This window comes from Clostridium algidicarnis, from assembly GCF_000703125.1.
GTDB classification, from domain to species: Bacteria; Bacillota; Clostridia; order Clostridiales; family Clostridiaceae; genus Clostridium_L; species Clostridium_L algidicarnis.
In genome coordinates this window covers 2,181,770-2,201,674 of the sequence record NZ_JNLN01000001.1, presented here as the reverse complement: position 1 = coordinate 2,201,674, position 19,905 = coordinate 2,181,770, and the positions used below count along the sequence as shown (strand labels likewise).

At 28.7% G+C, this 19,905-nt stretch carries 14 protein-coding genes; all 14 read right to left on the bottom strand.

Annotated features, from left to right (window positions below; translation table 11 throughout):
• Positions 1–3: 3 nt before the first annotated feature.
• The 14 genes from BV55_RS0110440 to BV55_RS0110375 all read right to left on the bottom strand — a co-directional run bounded on the left by BV55_RS0110440 (position 4) and on the right by BV55_RS0110375 (position 19,890).
• Complete coding sequence (locus BV55_RS0110440) at positions 4–930, bottom strand: ABC transporter ATP-binding protein (protein ID WP_029452768.1); 927 nt, start codon at positions 928–930, stop codon at positions 4–6.
• A complete protein-coding gene (locus tag BV55_RS0110435; RefSeq protein ID WP_029452767.1) occupies positions 930–3,359 on the bottom strand; it encodes a tripartite tricarboxylate transporter TctB family protein in 2,430 nt (809 codons plus the stop codon). The genes BV55_RS0110440 and BV55_RS0110435 overlap by 1 nt, the downstream gene beginning before the upstream one ends.
• Positions 3,360–3,487: 128 nt before the next feature.
• Complete coding sequence (locus BV55_RS0110430) at positions 3,488–4,033, bottom strand: CD3072 family TudS-related putative desulfidase (protein ID WP_029452766.1); 546 nt, start codon at positions 4,031–4,033, stop codon at positions 3,488–3,490.
• Positions 4,034–4,095: 62 nt separating this feature from the next.
• Positions 4,096–5,424 (bottom strand): ABC transporter substrate-binding protein, encoded by a 1,329-nt coding sequence (locus BV55_RS0110425; RefSeq protein ID WP_029452765.1) that lies wholly within the window; start codon positions 5,422–5,424, stop codon positions 4,096–4,098.
• A 124-nt stretch (positions 5,425–5,548) separates the two neighbouring features.
• Positions 5,549–6,373, bottom strand: coding sequence for a carbohydrate ABC transporter permease (locus BV55_RS0110420; RefSeq protein WP_423752112.1), 825 nt, complete (start codon positions 6,371–6,373; stop codon positions 5,549–5,551).
• 13 nt (positions 6,374–6,386) lie between these two features.
• The gene (locus tag BV55_RS0110415; RefSeq protein WP_029452763.1) at positions 6,387–7,256 is read right to left on the bottom strand and encodes a carbohydrate ABC transporter permease; all 870 of its coding nucleotides are present in this window, start codon (positions 7,254–7,256) and stop codon (positions 6,387–6,389) included.
• Positions 7,253–8,272 carry an ABC transporter ATP-binding protein gene (locus tag BV55_RS0110410; protein ID WP_029452762.1) on the bottom strand — a complete coding sequence of 340 codons (1,020 nt, stop codon included), beginning with the start codon at positions 8,270–8,272 and terminating at the stop codon, positions 7,253–7,255. Before BV55_RS0110410 ends, BV55_RS0110415 begins: the two co-directional genes overlap by 4 nt.
• Before the next feature lie 282 nt (positions 8,273–8,554).
• Positions 8,555–10,609 carry a methyl-accepting chemotaxis protein gene (locus BV55_RS0110405; protein WP_029452761.1) on the bottom strand — a complete coding sequence of 685 codons (2,055 nt, stop codon included), beginning with the start codon at positions 10,607–10,609 and terminating at the stop codon, positions 8,555–8,557.
• Positions 10,610–10,874: 265 nt separating this feature from the next.
• Positions 10,875–12,050, bottom strand: coding sequence for a MalY/PatB family protein (locus BV55_RS0110400; protein ID WP_029452760.1), 1,176 nt, complete (start codon positions 12,048–12,050; stop codon positions 10,875–10,877).
• A 266-nt stretch (positions 12,051–12,316) separates the two neighbouring features.
• Positions 12,317–13,486, bottom strand: coding sequence for a cation:proton antiporter (locus BV55_RS0110395; protein WP_029452759.1), 1,170 nt, complete (start codon positions 13,484–13,486; stop codon positions 12,317–12,319).
• Complete coding sequence (locus tag BV55_RS0110390) at positions 13,487–13,840, bottom strand: hypothetical protein (RefSeq protein WP_029452758.1); 354 nt, start codon at positions 13,838–13,840, stop codon at positions 13,487–13,489.
• A 107-nt stretch (positions 13,841–13,947) separates the two neighbouring features.
• Complete coding sequence (locus BV55_RS0110385) at positions 13,948–16,752, bottom strand: ATP-binding protein (RefSeq protein ID WP_029452757.1); 2,805 nt, start codon at positions 16,750–16,752, stop codon at positions 13,948–13,950.
• Complete coding sequence (locus tag BV55_RS0110380) at positions 16,722–17,858, bottom strand: metallophosphoesterase family protein (protein ID WP_029452756.1); 1,137 nt, start codon at positions 17,856–17,858, stop codon at positions 16,722–16,724. The genes BV55_RS0110385 and BV55_RS0110380 overlap by 31 nt, the downstream gene beginning before the upstream one ends.
• 217 nt (positions 17,859–18,075) lie before the next feature.
• Positions 18,076–19,890, bottom strand: coding sequence for an oligopeptide ABC transporter substrate-binding protein (locus BV55_RS0110375; protein WP_029452755.1), 1,815 nt, complete (start codon positions 19,888–19,890; stop codon positions 18,076–18,078).
• Positions 19,891–19,905: the final 15 nt, after the last annotated feature.

Sequence of the window (19,905 nt, the reverse complement as noted above, 5' to 3'; positions counted from 1 at the left end):
CTCCTATTTATGTTGTTTTTCTGTAATCTTCATAAATATATCTTCAAGATTCCCACTTTCTTTAGCAAAGGACACCACAGGGATATCATTGTTTATCAAAACTTTAAGAACCTCCACCATTTCTTCCTCTTTTCCTCCAAAACCAACTGTTATATTGTTATTATCCACAATTAAATTATTTAGGTAGGGTAGTTCTTTTAAGAGTTTAACTCCACCTTCTACTTTGTCTAGTAATTTTATCTTTATTGGATGGGCATAATTCATTTTCATCATTATCTCATCAACAGTAGATGTAACCACCATTTTACCATCCTCTATTATACCTATATTAGTACAAAGTTCAGCAAGCTCTGGTAATATATGTGAACTTATTAGTATGGTCTTACCCATCTCCCTTAGGTTTTTTAAAATTGATTTCATCTCATATCTTGCTCTAGGATCCATTCCTGATGCAGGCTCATCTAATATTAAAAGTTCTGGATTATGCACAAGGCTTCTTGCAAGACAAAGTCTTTGTTTCATTCCTCTTGATAAACCATCTACATAAAAATCTGCCTTGTCCTTTAGATTAACTATTTCTAATAGATCCATAGATAACTTTTTTGCCTCTTTACCTACTACTCCATATATAGAAGCATAAAACTCTAAATATTCTATAGTTTTTAAGTTCTCGTAAACTCCAAAAAAATCTGGCATATATCCTATCTTTTCTTTAAGCTTTTTGTTTTCCCGCATACCATCTATACCATCTACATAAACCTCACCAAAATCTGCTTCTAAAAGTCCTGCTACGATTTTCATAGTTGTAGTTTTACCTGCACCATTAGGACCTACAAACCCGAATATTTCACCTTTTCCAATATTTAAGCTTACCCCATCTAGGGCTATAAATTTACCATAGGACTTTTTAAGGTCTTTAATCTCTAACATTATTTTACCCCTCCTTTTATACTCATTAATGGTACCGAGGAAGGTCTACCATCATTATTTTTATTTTCACTGTTTTCTAATCTTACTTTAATTTGTCCATTTTTTACATACCTAGATGGATTCTCTATATTAATATCAGCTCCACTAATATCCATCTTCTCATATTTATCTTCATCTATATTTAATATATAAAAGTTACCATTGAAACTACTGCTATAATCCAAAGACTCTGTATTTTTAAATCTTATAATATCAATATTTATATCTTCCTTGATTTTATAAGTTAGATTAAGACTCATATTTCCATAAATTGCACCTCGCCCTTCATCATAGTCACCCTGACCTAACTTATTATCTAAAGAAGGTTTTAAAAGTCCATAAGGGTATTCTACAATTCCATCTTCTATAAAGCTTATATTTGACTTAAAAGCTATGATATTGTTTTGATATGTCACAACCTCATTACCATTAACTTTTATTTTATCTTTTATCATATCTTTTGAAGATCCAATTATATATGTATTTTGATCATTTTCATTTTGCCCATATATATTCATCCTTTCAAAAAGTATTTCTAATTGTGATATCTTGTTTCTATCATTATTTGTAGCATTAGGATTCATGTGAAAAGATCTTGTTAAATCATCTATATTTTTATATTCTTTTATTACATTTTTTACATCTAGAGTATCACCTTTTTTTAAATCACCTAATTCATAAATACTAAAAGGGCTTATTATATATAAACTCTCTAAATCCGTATCTAAAGTGTTTACTATTTCCCCCTGAAGTTTACCCTCTTTAAACTTTAAGTTTGACTTTAATTCATTCAAAGCTACATCTTTTTTATTAAAATTAAAAGAATTAAGTTTAAAAGGCTTCATATCTTGAAATTCAAAATAGGTTTTATTCCCATCATAAATTACCTTCAAGTTTAGTTTTTTGTTTTCTTCCTTTAATCCAGTATTTCTATTATATTCATTAGGATCATTTATGAATTCTAAATCTACACCTTCGGGTTCCTCTACATATAAATTATTTTTGCTAGGACTTATAATTGAACTATATACCTTTGTATCTATATCATCTTTATCTTCCATTATAGTAATAGAAAATAAATTAGAGAAGGGTTCATTTATCCTTGTAGTGGATCCTATTACATATATAAACAAGCTAAAAGCTAAGGCCATTACTGGAACTGTAACCCATATATAATCTCTCTTATTAAATTTTTTTAATACAAAATAACCTAGTGGCCCTATAATCATTATATAAACTACAAAAAGTATAGATACATTTCTTATATTAGGCAGCTTTTCTTTAGGTACAGTATTTAATATATTGTTTAGATTATAATTATTTTGTCTTCCTTCACTTCCCACTTCCTTTAATACATTTGGCATATTTGAAGATATTAATTTAGATATTAATACGTCCCTTGAACTCCAACCTATAAAAGGTTCAATACCTAAATCAATGCCAGAAAGTATTATAACTCCATCTTTTTTATTTAACTTAGACACTATAGGTGTATTGCCTTCTTTCAAAAGAACTTCACTATCTTTAATATTTATATTTAAAATTTCTCCATTTAAGGTTCCTGTTGAATCATCATCTATATATTCATTTAAAGAGTTTAATCTTTTAGTTTCTGTACCCACTATCTCTGCATTTATAAAGCCATCTTTAAACAAAGATAGGGTTTTTGAATAATTTGATCCTGTACCTACAACAAGTACCTTTCCAGACTCTACCCACTCTTTAATAGCTTCATATTGATTTTTAGAAAGTACTGATGTATCAAAATTATCTATTACTAATATATCTAAAGCATCTAAAGCTTTATAGTTTTCTCCAATATTATCTTTAGTTAATTTAACAGCAACTGTATCTAATTCTATAATATTTGAGTTGCTTACACCCTTGTTTGAATCATTACCTTCTATTTTAATATTATTAAAATAGCTAAGGCTACTAAAATCCTCTGAAAGTACACCTACAAGCTTTTGATTTTGTAATAGTCTTCCGTTCTCGATTCTAACTTTTATACTCCCTAATGTCTTATTGTTTTGTTCTATTAGAACTTCAATTTCATTAGAAATATCCATAAAAGGTATCGCTATAATAAAGTTTTTCTTAGATTCTTTTGGAAGATTAATTGCTTGACTATATATATTATACTGATTTTGAGTAGTAGGGAATTTTATTTGTAGTTCTCCTTCAATATCCTTATTTCCATTTTTCACTTCAATAAAAATGGGGATGTTATTACCTGTTTTATACCTTCCATCAAACCCATATTCTACTGTGATTTCTATATCTCCATCTATAGGTTCTGCACTAACAACTTTCCCATTACCTCCACATATTAGTAAAAATATAAAAGCACATATAAACAATATTACCTTTTTATTTCCTCTATACTTCATTATATATTATTCCTCCCTTTTACTAGTTATAAAAATATCTTACCATATGCAAACTTTTAAAAGTTAATTTTAGTTAACAAAAATACATCATCAAAAAAAGATGCACCACATTAGTGCATCCCTAACCTTTATAATATTTTATCAAAATCGTATTTATCTATATCTTTTTCATTAATTCCAATAAAATTAATTTCAATACCATCTTCTTTTAATAACTGCATAAACTCTTGCATGTATATTCCTGGTTTATTATCATAGGTTATATCTTTTTTTAAATCCTCTAGATTTTCTATCTGCGATATTTCGCCTTTCCAGCTATTAGACCCACAGCTTACATCTATTCCACAACTTGGGCTTCCGTTTACTCCTATTATATGCTTTATTTCATAATCATTTGCTTCATACTCTTTTATTTGCAAAATTATTGGTTCTAATATTTTTCTACAATGTTTTCTAAAATACGGATTATCAAATTGGTTTCTCACATGCCCCCACCTTCTCATTCCGTAAAATGTAAGTTCAGGACAAGGAAGTTGTATAATCCCATAGTCTCTTTCAATTAGGGCATAAACTAAAGTCTTTAATATAGCTTTATATCTGCAAGGTCCCTCTACCTTTGAATTTGCGTTTAAAAAACAATGAGGAACTATGCATATCTTTCTACTTCTTTCCATAACATTACTCCCTCCGCTTATAAGATAATAGCAGATAAATAAAATTTACCTACTATTATCATTTAGTTACTTCTAGCTTCCTTCATAGCTTTTTCGCCTTTTTCTTGAGCATCTTTAAGCGCTTCATCTATAGTTTTCTTTTCATTAAATACTTGCTCTAGTTCTTCTCCTAATACATCTAAAGCTGGTATGGAACCAATAGATCTACTTCCTGTCCACCCTTTATCTAAAGTTTGCATTGGAACTGCTTTTACTGGATTCTCTTTTAAGAACTTTTGATATTCTTCACTTTTTATAGCTGATGTTCTAACTGGCATATACCCAGTTTTCATGGAAAAATATGCAGTGTTTTCAGTATTAATTAAATGCTTTAGGTAAAGCCATCCAGCAAGTTTTTGTTCTTTAGTTGCTGTATTAAACATTGCTACATTCGTCCCATAATAAAGTTGAGCATCTTCTTTATTTACTGGTAGTGGTGCCGAAAACCATTTTCCTTTAAATCCTTTTTGAATATAAGGAATCGCCGAAGTTGAAGCTACACACATTGCTGCCCTTCCTTTAATAAAAGTATTATTAGAGTTTTTGTCTTCACCTGCTAGTGTAGCAACTTTATCTTTCATCATTCCTCCTATAAATTCTACAGCTTCTTTTGTTTCTTTAGTGTTAAAGTTAATTTTATCATCTTTTTCGCTAATTATTTCTCCGCCACATTGTCTTACCCAAATTCCTATATCTGTTGAAATATTATTTTCAAATGCTACTCCATAAACTTCTGGATTCCCATCATTATTGGAGTCTACAGTAAGTTTTTTTGCTGCATCTTTAAATTCATCCCAAGTTTTAGGTACAGAAACATTTTTTTCTTTTAACATGTCCTCATTATAATAAAGCACCATTTGGCTTTTATTAAAAGGTAATGTATACTGTTTATCACCAAATGTTCCATCTTCATAAAATATTTTAGGCATATCTTCTACTTCTTCTTTTTTCATTCCTACTTTATCATTTGATATATAAGTATTTAAATCTTCAACTAAATCTTTATCTATGTACCACGTAAGTCTATTATTATATATTTGAGTCATAGTAGGAAGTGTATTGCTTTTTGCACCTCCCATTAACTTTTCAAATAACTCTCTATACCCTCCTTGATTTACAAGGTTAACTTTAATTTTAGGGTTCTTTTCTTCAAAATCTTTAGTTATTTTTGTTAAAGCCTCCTCATTTTCACCTTTCATAGAATGCCAAAAGTCTATTTCAACATTTTCTTTAATTTCCGTCTCTATACTAGCTACCTTTTTATCTTCTTTAGTTTCTGATTTTGTTGAGCAACCTATCATTGATAAAGACATTACTCCTGCTAATATAATTGATATACTTCTTTTTTTCATTATGTAAAACCCCCTCTTAAATTTTAATATTATATTAATATTTAAATCAAATAAACACACTTTTGGTTTTAGGTATATTTTAAAATCACAGTTAAAATTTAAAAACTAACATTAAATATAGTATTTATCCTTTAATTCCACCCTTACTAACTCCATTAATTATGTACTTTGATAAAAATATAAATATTATAATCATTGGTGTTATAATTATAGTTGAAGCTGCCATTAACATATGGTAATCCATCCCTACTTCCGAAGAAAACTTTGCTAAGATAATTGGTAAGGTCCTCATCTTCTCTGAATTAGTCATAATTAAAGGCCACATAAAAGAATTCCAACTATTAATTATTTTAAGTATTGCTATAGTAAATATAGCTGGTCTTGCAATAGGTATAACAATTTTAATTAAATATTTAAAGTCACTACAATTATCTACCTTTGCTGCATAATAAAGTTGTTTTGGTATATTTAAAAAATATTGTCTTAGAAAGAAAATTGAAGTTACACTTGTACACCAAGGTATAATTAATGCCTTGTAAGTGTTTATCCATTTTATCTTACTCAAAGTTACAAAGTTGGGTATAAGAAGCACTTCTCCTGGTACCATCATAGTTCCAATTAATAAAGTAAATATTATATCCTTACCCTTAAAGTCCAAATTGGAAAAAGCAAAGGCTGCAAGTATAGTTGTTATAAGTTCTCCTGCAGTAATAGCTATAGTAATAACCACACTATTCAAAAAATATCTGCTGAAATTTTTTAATTTAAATACTTCAATGAAGTTTTGCCATTGAAGCTTACTTGGTATAATAACAGGTGGATTTGCAAATACTTCTTCTGGAGATTTAAGTGCAGTTAATAAAATCCATATAAATGGGGTTAGTATAAATATTGCTGTTATAATAAGGACTATGTAAATCAAAACCTTTTCTAGTGTTACCTTTTTCAACATAATCTCCCCCCTAATAATGAACTTTCTTTTTTGCAATTTTAAATTGAACTAAAGTAAATATAAGTATTATTATAAAAAGTATGAAGGCCGCTGATGAAGCTACTGCAAACTGCCAGTTCATATAAAACTTATTAAAAATATAATATACTATGGTCATACCACTTTTTAATGGTCCTGGTGATTTGTCATACAGCACAAAAATTTCATCAAATAATTTAAATCCTCTTATAATAGAAGTTATAGAAAGAAAAAGTATAATTGGGGATAAAAGAGGTAGTGTTATCTCTCTAAATATATTCCACTTACTTGCACCATCCACCTTAGCTGCATAATAGTACCTATCATCTATATTTTGGAGTCCTGCTAATATTATAACTACATTGTACCCAAGACTTTTCCAAATATTTAATAGTATAAGAAGTGGCATAGTATATTCAGGACTTTTTAAAAATTGTTTTGATACAAAACCTAATGTATTCAATACCAAATTTACAAGACCTTGATCACTGTTAAATATCCATCTCCATCCTACTGAAATTGCCACGGTACTGGTTACAAATGGTAAAAAATAAGCACTTCTAAAAAAGTTTTTTAGCTTTAAATTTTGATTTAATAGTGTAGCGATAAATATAGCTAAACCTATTGATAAAGGTACAGTAATAGCTACATAGGTAAAAGTATTTCTTAAGGCAATATAAAAATCTCCATCTGTAAGAACGTATATATAATTATCAAAACCTCTTTCATAAACTATGTCTTTTATATAATCAAACTTTGTGTAAAAACTCATAATCAATACCTTGATAACAGGATATATTTGAAAAACAATTAATATCAATAAACTTGGTAATATATATAGAAATCCTTTTGACTTTTTCATACTGAATCCCTAAACTTATGTATCTTTTTAAACTTTATAAAAACATCTTGTCCTATTTTATAATTACATTCTCCTGTTATTATAGACTTTAACTCTATACCTTTACATATTAGCGTAATATGAGTATCTCTTCCTAAAGATATTATGTTTTTTATATGTGCAATAGTTAATTCACTATATCTTTCTTCCTTTGGATAAATTATTATATCTTCTGCTCTTATTCCAAAGGTCTTTATTCTTTCATCCAGAATCTTTTCTAAATTACCAATACTTTTAATAAAATCTTCTTTTTTTATTAGATTTATCTTAGGATTTCCTATAAAGGTAGCTACATAAATAGAGCTTGGACTATGATAAAGCTCTTCTCCAGTGGAAAACTGTACTACTTTTCCCTTGTTCATTAACAATATTTTATTTGATATTGATAAGGCTTCTTCTTGATCGTGTGTTACAAATAATGTGGTTATATTAAAGTCTTTTTGAAGATTTTTCACCTCTTCTCTCATTTCTATCCTTAGCGCTGCATCCAAATTAGAAAAAGGCTCGTCCATAAGAAGAAGTCCTGGTTTTTTTATCAAAGCCCTTCCTATAGCTACCCTTTGTTGCTGTCCTCCTGAGAGTTCCTTAGGTTTTCTTTTGAGCAATTCTTCAATTTTAAGTAAATTACTTATAGCTTTTGCTTCCTCTATCGCTTTATTTTTACTAACCTTATTCATTTTTAGTGGAAACATGAGATTTTCAAGTACTGTCATATGTGGATATAACGAATAATTTTGAAATACTAATCCTATGTTTCTTTTTTCTATAGGAATGTTATTAATTAATTTTTCATCAAAATATATATTTCCTCCCGTAGGTTCTACTATTCCTGCTAACATATAAAGTAAAGTACTTTTCCCACATCCACTAGGACCTAATATAGAAACTAACTCTCCATCTTTAATGGTTACATTTAAATCATCTACAGCCATAATTTTTTCATATTGCTTTCTAAGATTTTCAATATTTACTTTCATTTAATCACCTTATATTCTTTATTAATACCATTCTTTATAATATCATCTAATGTAAGATATTTCTAATAGCTAATACAAATAGTATATTGATAACCTATAGTATCTTCTTATAGGTCAAAGGGATTAAACTAGACTCATCTAATTTAATCCCTTAAGTTTCATTAACCTTATTCAATTTTAATTATTCTATATCATACTTAATTAGAATAGTTTACTCCATTGACACTATTTCTAATATTCTCTATTCTATAAAAGACTTCTATAATAAATTATTATACTATATTATACTTGAAATTTACTCATTATTTCTTCAAGATATAGTGACATCTGTGCTAACTTTTGAGCTGCTGAAGCAATTTCTTTCATTAATGCAGTTTGTTCTTCTGCTGACGCAGCTACATTTTGAGTGCTACCTGATGTTTCTTCAAACATTCTTGCCATGTTTTCTATGGATTCAACAGTATTTTGTGATCCTGCTGAAATCTCTTCAATAACTGCAGAGGCATCTTGCATTTTCGATGAAATACTATCTACTGAAACTAGGATTTCACTAAAGGACTGTCCTGCATTCTCCACTGTAGAAATTCCACTATCTACAGCCTTGCTACTTTCATCCATAGCCTTAGTAGCTTCTAAGATACTTCCTTGTATTTCATTAATAAGATTTGTTATCTGACTTGTTGAGCTGGCGGACTGTTCTGCAAGCTTTCTTACTTCTTCAGCTACTACTGCAAATCCCCTACCTTGTTCACCAGCTCTTGCAGCTTCTATTGCGGCATTTAATGCTAATAAGTTTGTTCTTTCTGCTATTTCACTTATTACCAATACTATATTCCCAATTTCAGAAGACTTCTTACCTAATGTATTTATATTTCCGGATAAAAGTCCTACTTTATTATTTATATTACCCATTTGATCTATAGCTTTATATACAACGTCATTTCCATCTTTAGCCTTCTTATATGTGCTAAGTGATTCTTCTGCCATATTTTGAACATTTGAACTTATATGCTCTATTCCCTCAGATATTTCTCCTACCATTTTACTACTATCTTTCATAAGCTCTTCTTGCTTTTCAGAATTAGAAGCTATATCTTGAATAGACATTGCAATTTGATCTGTAGCTGATTCTGTTTGTTCAGAACTTGCTGAAAGCTCTTCTGATGCTACAGCTAATTGTTCTATATTCTTCCTTATGTTAAATACCACTTCTTTCAAGTTGACTGCCATATTATTAAGATGCATAGTCATCCGCCCAATCTCATCATCACCACTTAACTTAATAGTTTTAGTTAGATCATTTTCTGATATTGCTATAGCAAGATTGTTCACATCCTTCAATCCCTTTGTAATATTAGTAGCTACAAAAAGAATAGTTAATGTAATTAATATAGATGATATGACTATTATTATACTAAGTAAATTAAAAAGTTTCTTAGAGCTTGCTAGTAACTCTGATTCTGGTATAGTTAATACTAATATCCAATTTGTTTCTGGAACCTCTTCATAATATGCTATTATTTTTTCCCCTTCTAATTTATAATCCGAAACTCCTGTTTTTGATGATAATATAGTTGCCCCTAAAGATTTTAAGGATGAATCTTCCTCTTCAGTAATTTTAGTTTTTAATATCTTATCTGCTTCCACACCAGCTATATATTGGCCTTCTTTATCTACTAAGAATGCTTTACCTTTTTCTCCTACTTTTATGTCTGTTATATTTTCCTGTAACGTAGTTAAATTAATATCTGCAGTAGCAACACCTAAATGTTCCTTATTAGAATCATAAAAGGGGGCTGTAGCTGTTACCATAACAGTTTTTGATACATCATCGTAATAAGCCTTAGACCATTTTGTAATGCCTTCCTTTTCCTTTATCCCATTTTGATACCATTCTAGATTGTGGTAATCATATTCTTCATTGCTATAATCATCTATAAAAAAAGTTTTATCGCCCACTTTATGAGCATAAGGTCCAAAATACTTTGATTTTTCTTCATACCTATAAGGTTCAAACCAAATTCCTGCTCCATAAGTTTCTTTATTGGTAAGTATCGTCTCTCTTAACATTTCACCATACTGTTCCTTTGACAAGGAATCCATTGCTAATTGAGCTACTTTTGATAATGATTCAGCAATTTGTCCATTTTCTACTAAGCTTTTTTCAATTAAATTTTTATTCCCTTCAAGTTGATTTTTCATGCTTATTTCTGTCTTTTCATTTATAATATTCTTTGACTTTTCATAACTTATATAATTCATAACAAACATAGATACTAAAATTATAGGTAAAATTGTTACTATTATTTTCATCCTTATGGTTTTAATCTTTTTCATTCCAGTCACTCCTAAAATATTTTTTAGTTGAAGTTATATAACATTATTATTTAAGTCTATTAAAAATAAGTGCATTAAGATATTCTTTTCTCAATCTTTTAATACACTTATCTTTTTAATTTTATTAACTTCTTAATTAAATTAAATCTTTTAAATAACATACATTATATTATCGTCAAATTGTTTTATTACTTTACAATTTTCTAAATAAAAATGCCCTATTTATAATTTACGTTATTATAAATAGGGCATAATCTTTGATTAATTACTTAATTTTCAAATTATTAACAGCATTTTTTAATCTGTCTAAAGCTTCTTTTATATAAGTTCTAGGACACCCTATATTCATCCTCATAAACCCTTCTCCTACTTTTCCAAAAGAATATCCATCATTAAATCTTACTTTTACCTTTTCTCTTATAAAATCATCTAATTGAGTCTTGTTCATCCCAAGTTTCCTCATATCTAGCCACAATAAATATGTACCTTCTGGTTTATGCATTTTTATATTTGGTAATTGTTCTTTTAAATACTTTTCAACGAATTTTATATTCACCTCTAAATACTCTAATAATTCTTCTTTATATCTTTCTCCATATTTATAACAAACCTCAAAAGAAGTTATTCCAAATATATTGCCCCAGCTATACCCTTCCCTTCCAGTTGTAAATGTATTTCTTAAATCTTTGTTTGGTATTATAGCAAAGGCCTGACCTAGACCCGCCACATTAAAAGTTTTACTAGGGGCCATCAAAGTTATAGAATTTTGTTCAAATTCTTTACATATAGATGCAACAGGAATATGCTTAAATCCCTTATAAACTATATCAGAATGAATTTCGTCTGATATAATGATAACTGTATTTTTCACACATATTTCTCCTAAAGCTTTTAACTCTTCTTTGGTCCAAACTCTCCCTATTGGATTGTGAGGATTACAAAGAATCATCAACTTTGGTTTTTCTGTTTCTACTGTGCTTTGTAAATTTTGTAAGTCCATTTTATAACCTTCATCTGTAAGTTTAAGATTATTTAAGAGAAGGTTTCTTCCCATTGCATTAGCGACGGAATAAAATCGTGGATAAACAGGCGGTTGTATGACTACGCTATCAAATTTTTCTGTAAAAACATTTAATGATGTAGCAATACCATCTACTACACCCGGAAGAAACACTATCCACTCTTTTTTTATATCCCATCCATGATTTTCTTTAAGGCTACTTACTACAACATCATATACCTCATCTTTAATATATGTGTATCCAAATATTGATTGTTCACTTCTCTTCTTAATAGCTTCTTGTACTTCAATCGGTGCTGGGAAATCCATATCTGCTACCCACATAGGTATGGTACTTTCTCCAAAATCCATTATACTTTTATCCCACTTTACGCAAGTAGTTCCTCTTCTATTAACTATTTCATCAAAATTATATTGCATTCTCCTCACTCCTTAGCTTAAATTCATAAATCTTTCTCTTTCTAAAAATACTCCTTTTTTTATATTCTTTATCTTTCACTTTTAATATTTATATGAAAATTTGTTATAATTTAAGTATAAGGTTAAATATATATAATTATCAATAACTTGTTATAACTTTATTTAAAATTACTTACTATTAAAAAGAAGGCACGATTTAAAGGTGCCTTCTAAAAAATATTTATTACTTAAAGATGTAAATAAATAATTATCCTTTATTGTTATCTTTACTTGATATCTCCTGCTTTTATCAAAGCATATTTAGATGCAAGGGGTCCTATAAGTTCATATATAACAGTTCCTGCTAATACTATTGTCCGTATAGGCTGCCCATATTCAGGTGGTAGTGACTTTTCTGCAAGCAATGATAATCCTATAGCTACACCTGCTTGAGGAATCAAAGCGAGGCCTAAATATTTCCTTACATTTTCTTCTGCTTTTGTTATACTAGCAGCTACATATACTCCAAGCATTTTACCAATAACTCTAAATACCATGTATCCAAGTCCTATAACACCCACACTTTTTATTACTGAAATATTTAATTCTAAACCTGCTATAGTAAAGAATGCTATAAATAAAGGTGGTGTGAACCTATCTGCAATACTTAAAAATCTACTGCTATTACTACTTAAGTTTGTTATAGTTGCTCCTAGCATCATACAAGTAAGAAGAGTAGATACATTGAATTTTAGAGAAATTCCTATAGCAAAAAATATAAATGCTAGAGTTAAAGATAATAATTCATTTTCACCTCTTACTCTTTTACCTATATATGAAAATATAGCTCCTAGTATAATTCCTATAACTATAGAAAGCAATATTTCAATTATTGGCTTAATTATAGACATAGCTAGAGAAGTAGTTGATCCACCTATTAATGATTGAGCTACTGCAAGTGAAATTCCAAAAGCAATTATACCCACAGCATCATCCATAGCTACCACCTGTAAAAGCGTAGTTGTGAAATCTCCCTTGGCTTTATATTGTCTTATAACTAATATAGTTGCTGCTGGTGCTGTTGCTGCTGCTATTGCACCTAGAGTAAGACTAAATGGCAGTGGTTGCTTAAATATAAATATCATAGCTAAATCCACCAAAAGTACTGCTCCTAACGCTTCAAAAACTGTTATCATTATAACAGTTTTTCCTGTTTTCTTTATACTTTTTATTAAAAATTCGCTACCTATTCCATAAGCAATAAACCCTAAGGCAGCATCCGATAATATGCCTAAAGATTTTACTGCGTCTAAAGGCACAATGTTAAGTACATAAGGTCCTATTATTACACCTGCAATTAAATATCCAGTTACGTTTGGAAGTTTTATTTTAGAAAGTAATTTTGCACAAAGCATACCCGAGAAAATGACAATAGATATATAATATAAACTACTCATCTATTCTGGTTTTCTCCCAACGTTTATTCCCTCTACGTAACCTACAGGAACAGTAAATATTATTCCTACATCTGGCTTAGATAATTCTCCTGTTTCTTTTTTTATACAAGATACTGCTGTATCTAATTGATGATCCTCAATCACTACAAAAATAGTTTTATTAAAAGGATACTTTTCATTCATAATCATCCGTATAGATCCAAATATCGGTACATCATTTCCTACATCATTCAATATTCTAGCCATACCTGTACTTTCAATTACTGTAGCTCCCTTAATGCCCTCGCGAGCAAAGTTTTCAAGTATGCCCTCTAAACAATCTATTTTATTAAGAACTAAAAACAAAACTTGCAAAATACCATCTCCTTAAATTTTAAATTCCACCTATATAGTATAACATACCTTGTGTTTATTTTAAAATTACAAAAATATCTTTATATTGAAAATTAGTCAGTAATTAATTAAATATATATTATATTAGAATCTTTTTTTAATATATCTACCTCTCTTTTTTGACAGGTAAATATTATAATTTGCCTATTTTTATCTACAGTTTTAATGTATTCTAATGCCTTTGAAAGTCTTTCATCGTCATATTGCATAAAGGCTTCATCTAAGAAAACAGGAACTATTTCTTCTCCATCAAATATTAGATCTATAAATGCCATTCTTAAAGAAAAATAGATCTGATCTAGAGTACCATTACTTAAATACTCCGCCTCTATAATATCATTTCTACCTTTGTCTCTAACCTTTAACCCATAGTCTTCCGATACCTTAACTTCTTCATAATTATCTATTACTATTGAAGAAAATACCTTACTTACCTTTTCATTAAGTATTGGTCCAAAATCTCTTTGAAGTTCTTTAAAACATTCTATTAATGTGTCATAAGCAATATTTATATATTGAAGTCTATACTGAAGTAACTCTATTTCAATTCTTATAGCATCTATTTCTTCTTCTATTTCTATAATTGTTCTTTTACCTATAAATTTATTGTCTATGGAATTTTTTACGTCTCTTAACCTTTTTTCTGTGTATAAAAGTTCTTTATTTCTTTCTCTAATTGCATCATCTAAATCCTCTTCATTTTTAAAGTTTTCTTCTATATCTTCATTTATTATATCTCCTATTTCTTCCTTCATCTTTTCTAAATCTCTATCTTTTAGTAAAAGTTCATAATTACTTTCAATACTTTTTAATCTACCCTCTATTTCTTGTTTTTCTTTTAACTTTTTTTCAAGTTTTTCTATTTCGTTTGGAATAAATTCTATATTAATATGTGATTTGTTTATTTTATCCATAGTGTTTTTTATATTCTTTTCTTTTATATTTATTTCTTCGCTAATATGTTCTAATGATAAAGCCTCTACCCTTACCTCAGATTTTAAAATATCTATGTTTTTATTTATTTCTTTAAAAATTTTATATCTATCTAAAAAATCTTCTATGTCATGACTATTTGTATCTTCTAGTATAAAATCTATATATCTACATATATTTTCATACTCTTCTTCTAGTACCTCTAAGCTATAATTTGATCTACTTAATAGTTTTTCTTCTATTTTTATTGTTATCTTATCTATCTTTTCTTTATTATCATTATAATCTTTTATCTTAATTAAAAAATCTTCATGATCCTTCGATCCAGATAATTTGTAGTATCTTTTTAAATCTTCTTCTATAGTTATTATTGAATTTTTAAGATTAGAAATGTCTCCATATAATAATTCCTCTTTTTCTATATTATGCAAAGTTTTACTCTGGTCTTTATACCTTTTAACTGAAATTATAAGTGCTATAAATAATATAATTATAGGTACATATATTAAGTTTACTTTATAAATCCCAAAACCCTTAATAAATGAAAGTAATAAGATTATTATAAAAAAAGAAATACTTAATATAAAATTTAATGTCTTCTTGTTTTTATAAACTTGTTTCTTATCTAAAATTTCAAAATCTATGTTATCTTTACTTATTTTATACTTTAATTCTTTTAATTTGTTTTCATAATCATAAAAAACGCCTTGGATTTTACTGTTAATATCACTCATATAGGATATCTTTTCATGTTTATCCTTTAACTTTTCTAAGTCTTTATTAAGGTCTTCAATCTCACAATCTATAATCTCTATCTTCTTTATTTTTTCTTCTAAATTTTTCTTTTCTAGGCATAGAGAAATAACCTTTCTTTCTATATCTTCATCTAAATTATTAAACTTTTCATATTCACAAAACTCATCTTCCTTAACTTTTAAAGAATTGCTTATTACGTCCTTGTTTTCTAACCTTTCCATTTCTATATCTTTTAGTTGCTTATATGCCCTATACTCTTCTTTTAATGAAGAAATAAATTGATTATCTATACTTCCTTCATCACTTACTAAACCTTCTTCCACTTCTTCTATTTTTTCATTTAATTCATTACTTTTTTTTAAGTATTCTAATATTTCTCCATATTCTTTATATAATTTTATTCTTTTTATATGTTTTTTATACAGTTCTAACTTTTCAATATTAGCTCTTAAATAAGTTCTCTTATCTTTTAGATTATTTAACTCAATTTGTTCTTCGATATTTTCATCACTAAGTCTAAGACTTTCTTTATATTCAGTATTTAAACTTATAAGTTTTAGCCTTAGCTCATCTAATTTACCACTTTTCCTTGGAGTCGTAATAACCTTTTTAGCTTCTCCTAAAGTTTTAATAGCCTTTTCATAAGATCTATCCTCATCTCCACTTTCAGCAAGATTAGTAAGCTTTTCTAGTATCTCGTCTTCTTTCCCTCTGTTTATTTCAAGGCCTAATTGCTCTATGAATAATGTCTTATTAAAGCCCTCTTCATTTAATCCTAGAATTTCCTTTCCAGGTTCTATTACATTTATGGCTCTTAACTTTTCCCCACTTATAAAGTGAATTATTTCTCCTTGATCTTCTTTTTTTGTGTTTCCAAAACTTCTTCTTATTATATATCCATTTCCACCATCATTCTCATAAATAAGTTCACCTTGTGCCCTCTCCCCACTCCATGGCATATATCTTTTTCTTCCGTTTTCTCTAATAGACTTCTTTTGAGAATTCATACCATAAAGCATTGCTTTTATAAAGCTTTGTATTGTACTTTTACCCGCTTCATTTCTACCATATATTATATTTATACCATCTTTTAATTCTATACTTTTATTTTTAAGCTTGCCAAAGCTAATTATATTGAGCTTTTTTATTATCATTAAAGGATCAACTCCTTGTTGCTTAAACATTGTATTCCTGCTTTTAATGCTTCTTTTAGCAGCCTTTTGTCCTCATCTTTTTCTGCTTTTTTTATTTTTTCTAACATCTTTTTAGTATAAAGGCCTTTTAAAGTGAATTCTTTAGAAATAATATTATAATCCAATTTAATCTCTGTAGAATCTTTCAATTTCATATAATAAAAATGTTTTGAAAGCTTTTCTTTTAATACTTCTAAATTTATAGAAAAGTCCTCTTTAACCTCTCCTAAAAGAATTACCTTATATATATCTTTGTGTCTACTATCTTTTGGTATTGAAGATATAATATTATTACTTATGTCTTCATAGGTTAATGCATTCTCTATATTTAAAGATACCTCTTCGTATTTTCTTTTGCATATAGGTATGAAATTTAAATCTACATTGTCTTTAGATATAGATCCTAATACTACACCTTTTTCGCCTTTTTCATCAAAGGCTCTTCCTTCTGGATTTCCACAATAAGAATAACAAGTATTCTTTTCTTTTTTTATACCGGAAAAACTATGTCTATGCCCTAATGCAATATAATCCATGTTACTCTCCCCTATTTCATAAGGTGTAATTGGATTATACTCATTTGTCTTGCCTCTATCGCTTATATCTCCATGCAAAGCCATTATATTTATATGTTTTTCATTAATTTTAAACTTACTGGAAAAGTCCTTAAGAAATGACTTTCTTTCATAATACTCTGAAAACCCTTGTCCATAGACTGTTATATTTTTATCCTCTATGTATACAGCCTCCATATCTGATTTAAATATATGAACATTTAAAGGCCAATCTATCATAGTATAAAATGTCTTTTCATTATATGGATCATGATTACCAGGAGCTATAAATACACTGATTTCTGGTATTTCTTCTAGCTTTCTTCTTATATAATCTAAAGTAGTCCTCATAGCCCTTTGATTGTCAAATAAATCTCCACATATTAAGAGTACATCTACCTTTTCCTTTTTTGCCAGGTTAACTATATTTCCAAAAGTCTCTCTTAAATCCTCACGTCTTTTTTCTGCAAAATCTTTATCTAACTCACTAAAAGGAGTGTCGAAATGTAAATCGCTACAATGCAATATTTTTATATCCTTCAAAATCAAACTCCTCCTATCGAACTTTAGTTCTCTAATAGCTTAATTTTATCAAAATATATGTAATTATTCAACTTAAATATCTACACTTTTATAAATTCTATATTTAAAATTTAAGTTTCTTAAATAACATTTTATTTTATATATAAAAAAGGTTGCCTCAACCTTTCCTTTGAGACAACCTTTTTAACATTATTTTGTGTCTTTAATTTACTTTTTATTATTTTGCTTTTTCAGGAGTATCGGATAATAATCCAACATTCTCCCAACCCCAGTCACTAACTGTCCTTAAATCCCAGCTGTTAACTCTCTTATTTGTTGCTGTTATTCCATATCTAAAGTTAGTAGGTGCAACCGGAACTTCATCATGAATATATTGTTGCCAGTCGTGATAAGCCTTAACTAAATATTCTTGATTAATTCCATCTTTTCCAAATGCATCTTCTGAAGCAATAGCATCTAATAATTTATCATTTTCTTCAGTTGCAAATCTTGTATAATTCATTGCAGCTTGCCTTCCATATAATCCTGATGGATCTGGATTTGATCCTACTCCCCATCCTCCCATATACATATCTATTTCTTCATTATCATTTTCAACCATGTCATAAAAGGCGTTCATATCTACTAATCTACCATTTTGAAGATTTACATCAAGTCCTATATCTCTCCAACCTTGAACGAAAAATTGAGCTAATGGTTCAGCAATTTCTCCACCTGACATTGAAAGAAAATTAATTTTTAGCTTATTTCCCTTTGTATCTTCTCTCATTCCATCATTATCTACATCTTTATAACCAGCATCATCAAGAATCTTCTTTGCTTTTTCTGGATCATAATTATATCCAGGTAACTTTGAATTCCAAAAAGTAGCATGTGCTGGATCCATTACAGAATTAGCAGGTAATCTTAAACCATTGTAGAACACTTCACATACTTCCTTGTTATCCATAGAATAAGCAATAGCCTGTCTTAATTTAACATCAGACATCTTTTTAGTAGTATCAGTTTTTACTTCTTTAGCTTCACCATCCCACTTCCCTAATTTAAATCCTACATATCCATAAGATCTTTGTACTGAAGATAGTAATTCAATATTACTTAAATCTTTGTACTCTTTATAGCTATCTACAGTAATACCATCAACAACATCAAAGGTTCCAGCTTTTAATGCTTCTACTATTGTATCTGGACTTGTTCTTTTATAAACAATTTTATCTACTTTAGGTTTTTCTCCAAACCAATGTGGATTAGGTATATATTCCACAGATTCTCCAGGAACAATATTAGAAACCACAAATGGTCCACAAGACAATGGATTTACTCTAACTTTATCATGACTTTCCATTTCTTCTATAGGAATATCTTTTAAATAATGCTTTGGCTCAGCATTAAAAGTTAATCCTGCACCCCAGAGTATTCCTGGATAATATTTCTTAAAAGATACTTCTAATGTTTTATCGTCGATTTTATTAAGTCCTGATATGGTTTCTGCAGTTCCCTTATTGTATTCTTCAATACCTACAACATTTCTATAATCTGAATCAAATCTTATTCCTGCATAATCTTTATTTGCAACAGATTCATATACAAAGATTAAATCATCTGATGTTACTGGAACTCCATCACTCCAAGTTAAATCTTTATTAATTTTATAAGTTGCCTTTTTAGCTTCCTTGTCAAATTTAACGTCACAATATCCACCATCAACAATTTCAAAGTTTTCTCCAGATTTCATAAATGCCCCAAGCATTGGTGCCATTATGTCAGAGTCTGCCTTATTTGAGTATAAAAAGGTATTAAAAATGCCTTCAAAAGGTGTGTCTGTAACTAATGCAACATTAAGAGTTCCTCCCACTGTTTTCCCCTCTTTTTGAAGCACATCTGGATGAGGAAGCTCTATTTTTAATAATGCATTTTCCTTCTCTCCGCCTGTGGCAGGACCACCTTCATCAGCTGACTTTTTGTTGCAAGCTGCTAATAAAAGTGTTGATGCTAATAGTAATGGGACCATAAACTTTAAACTTTTTTTCATTTTTACTACTCCCCC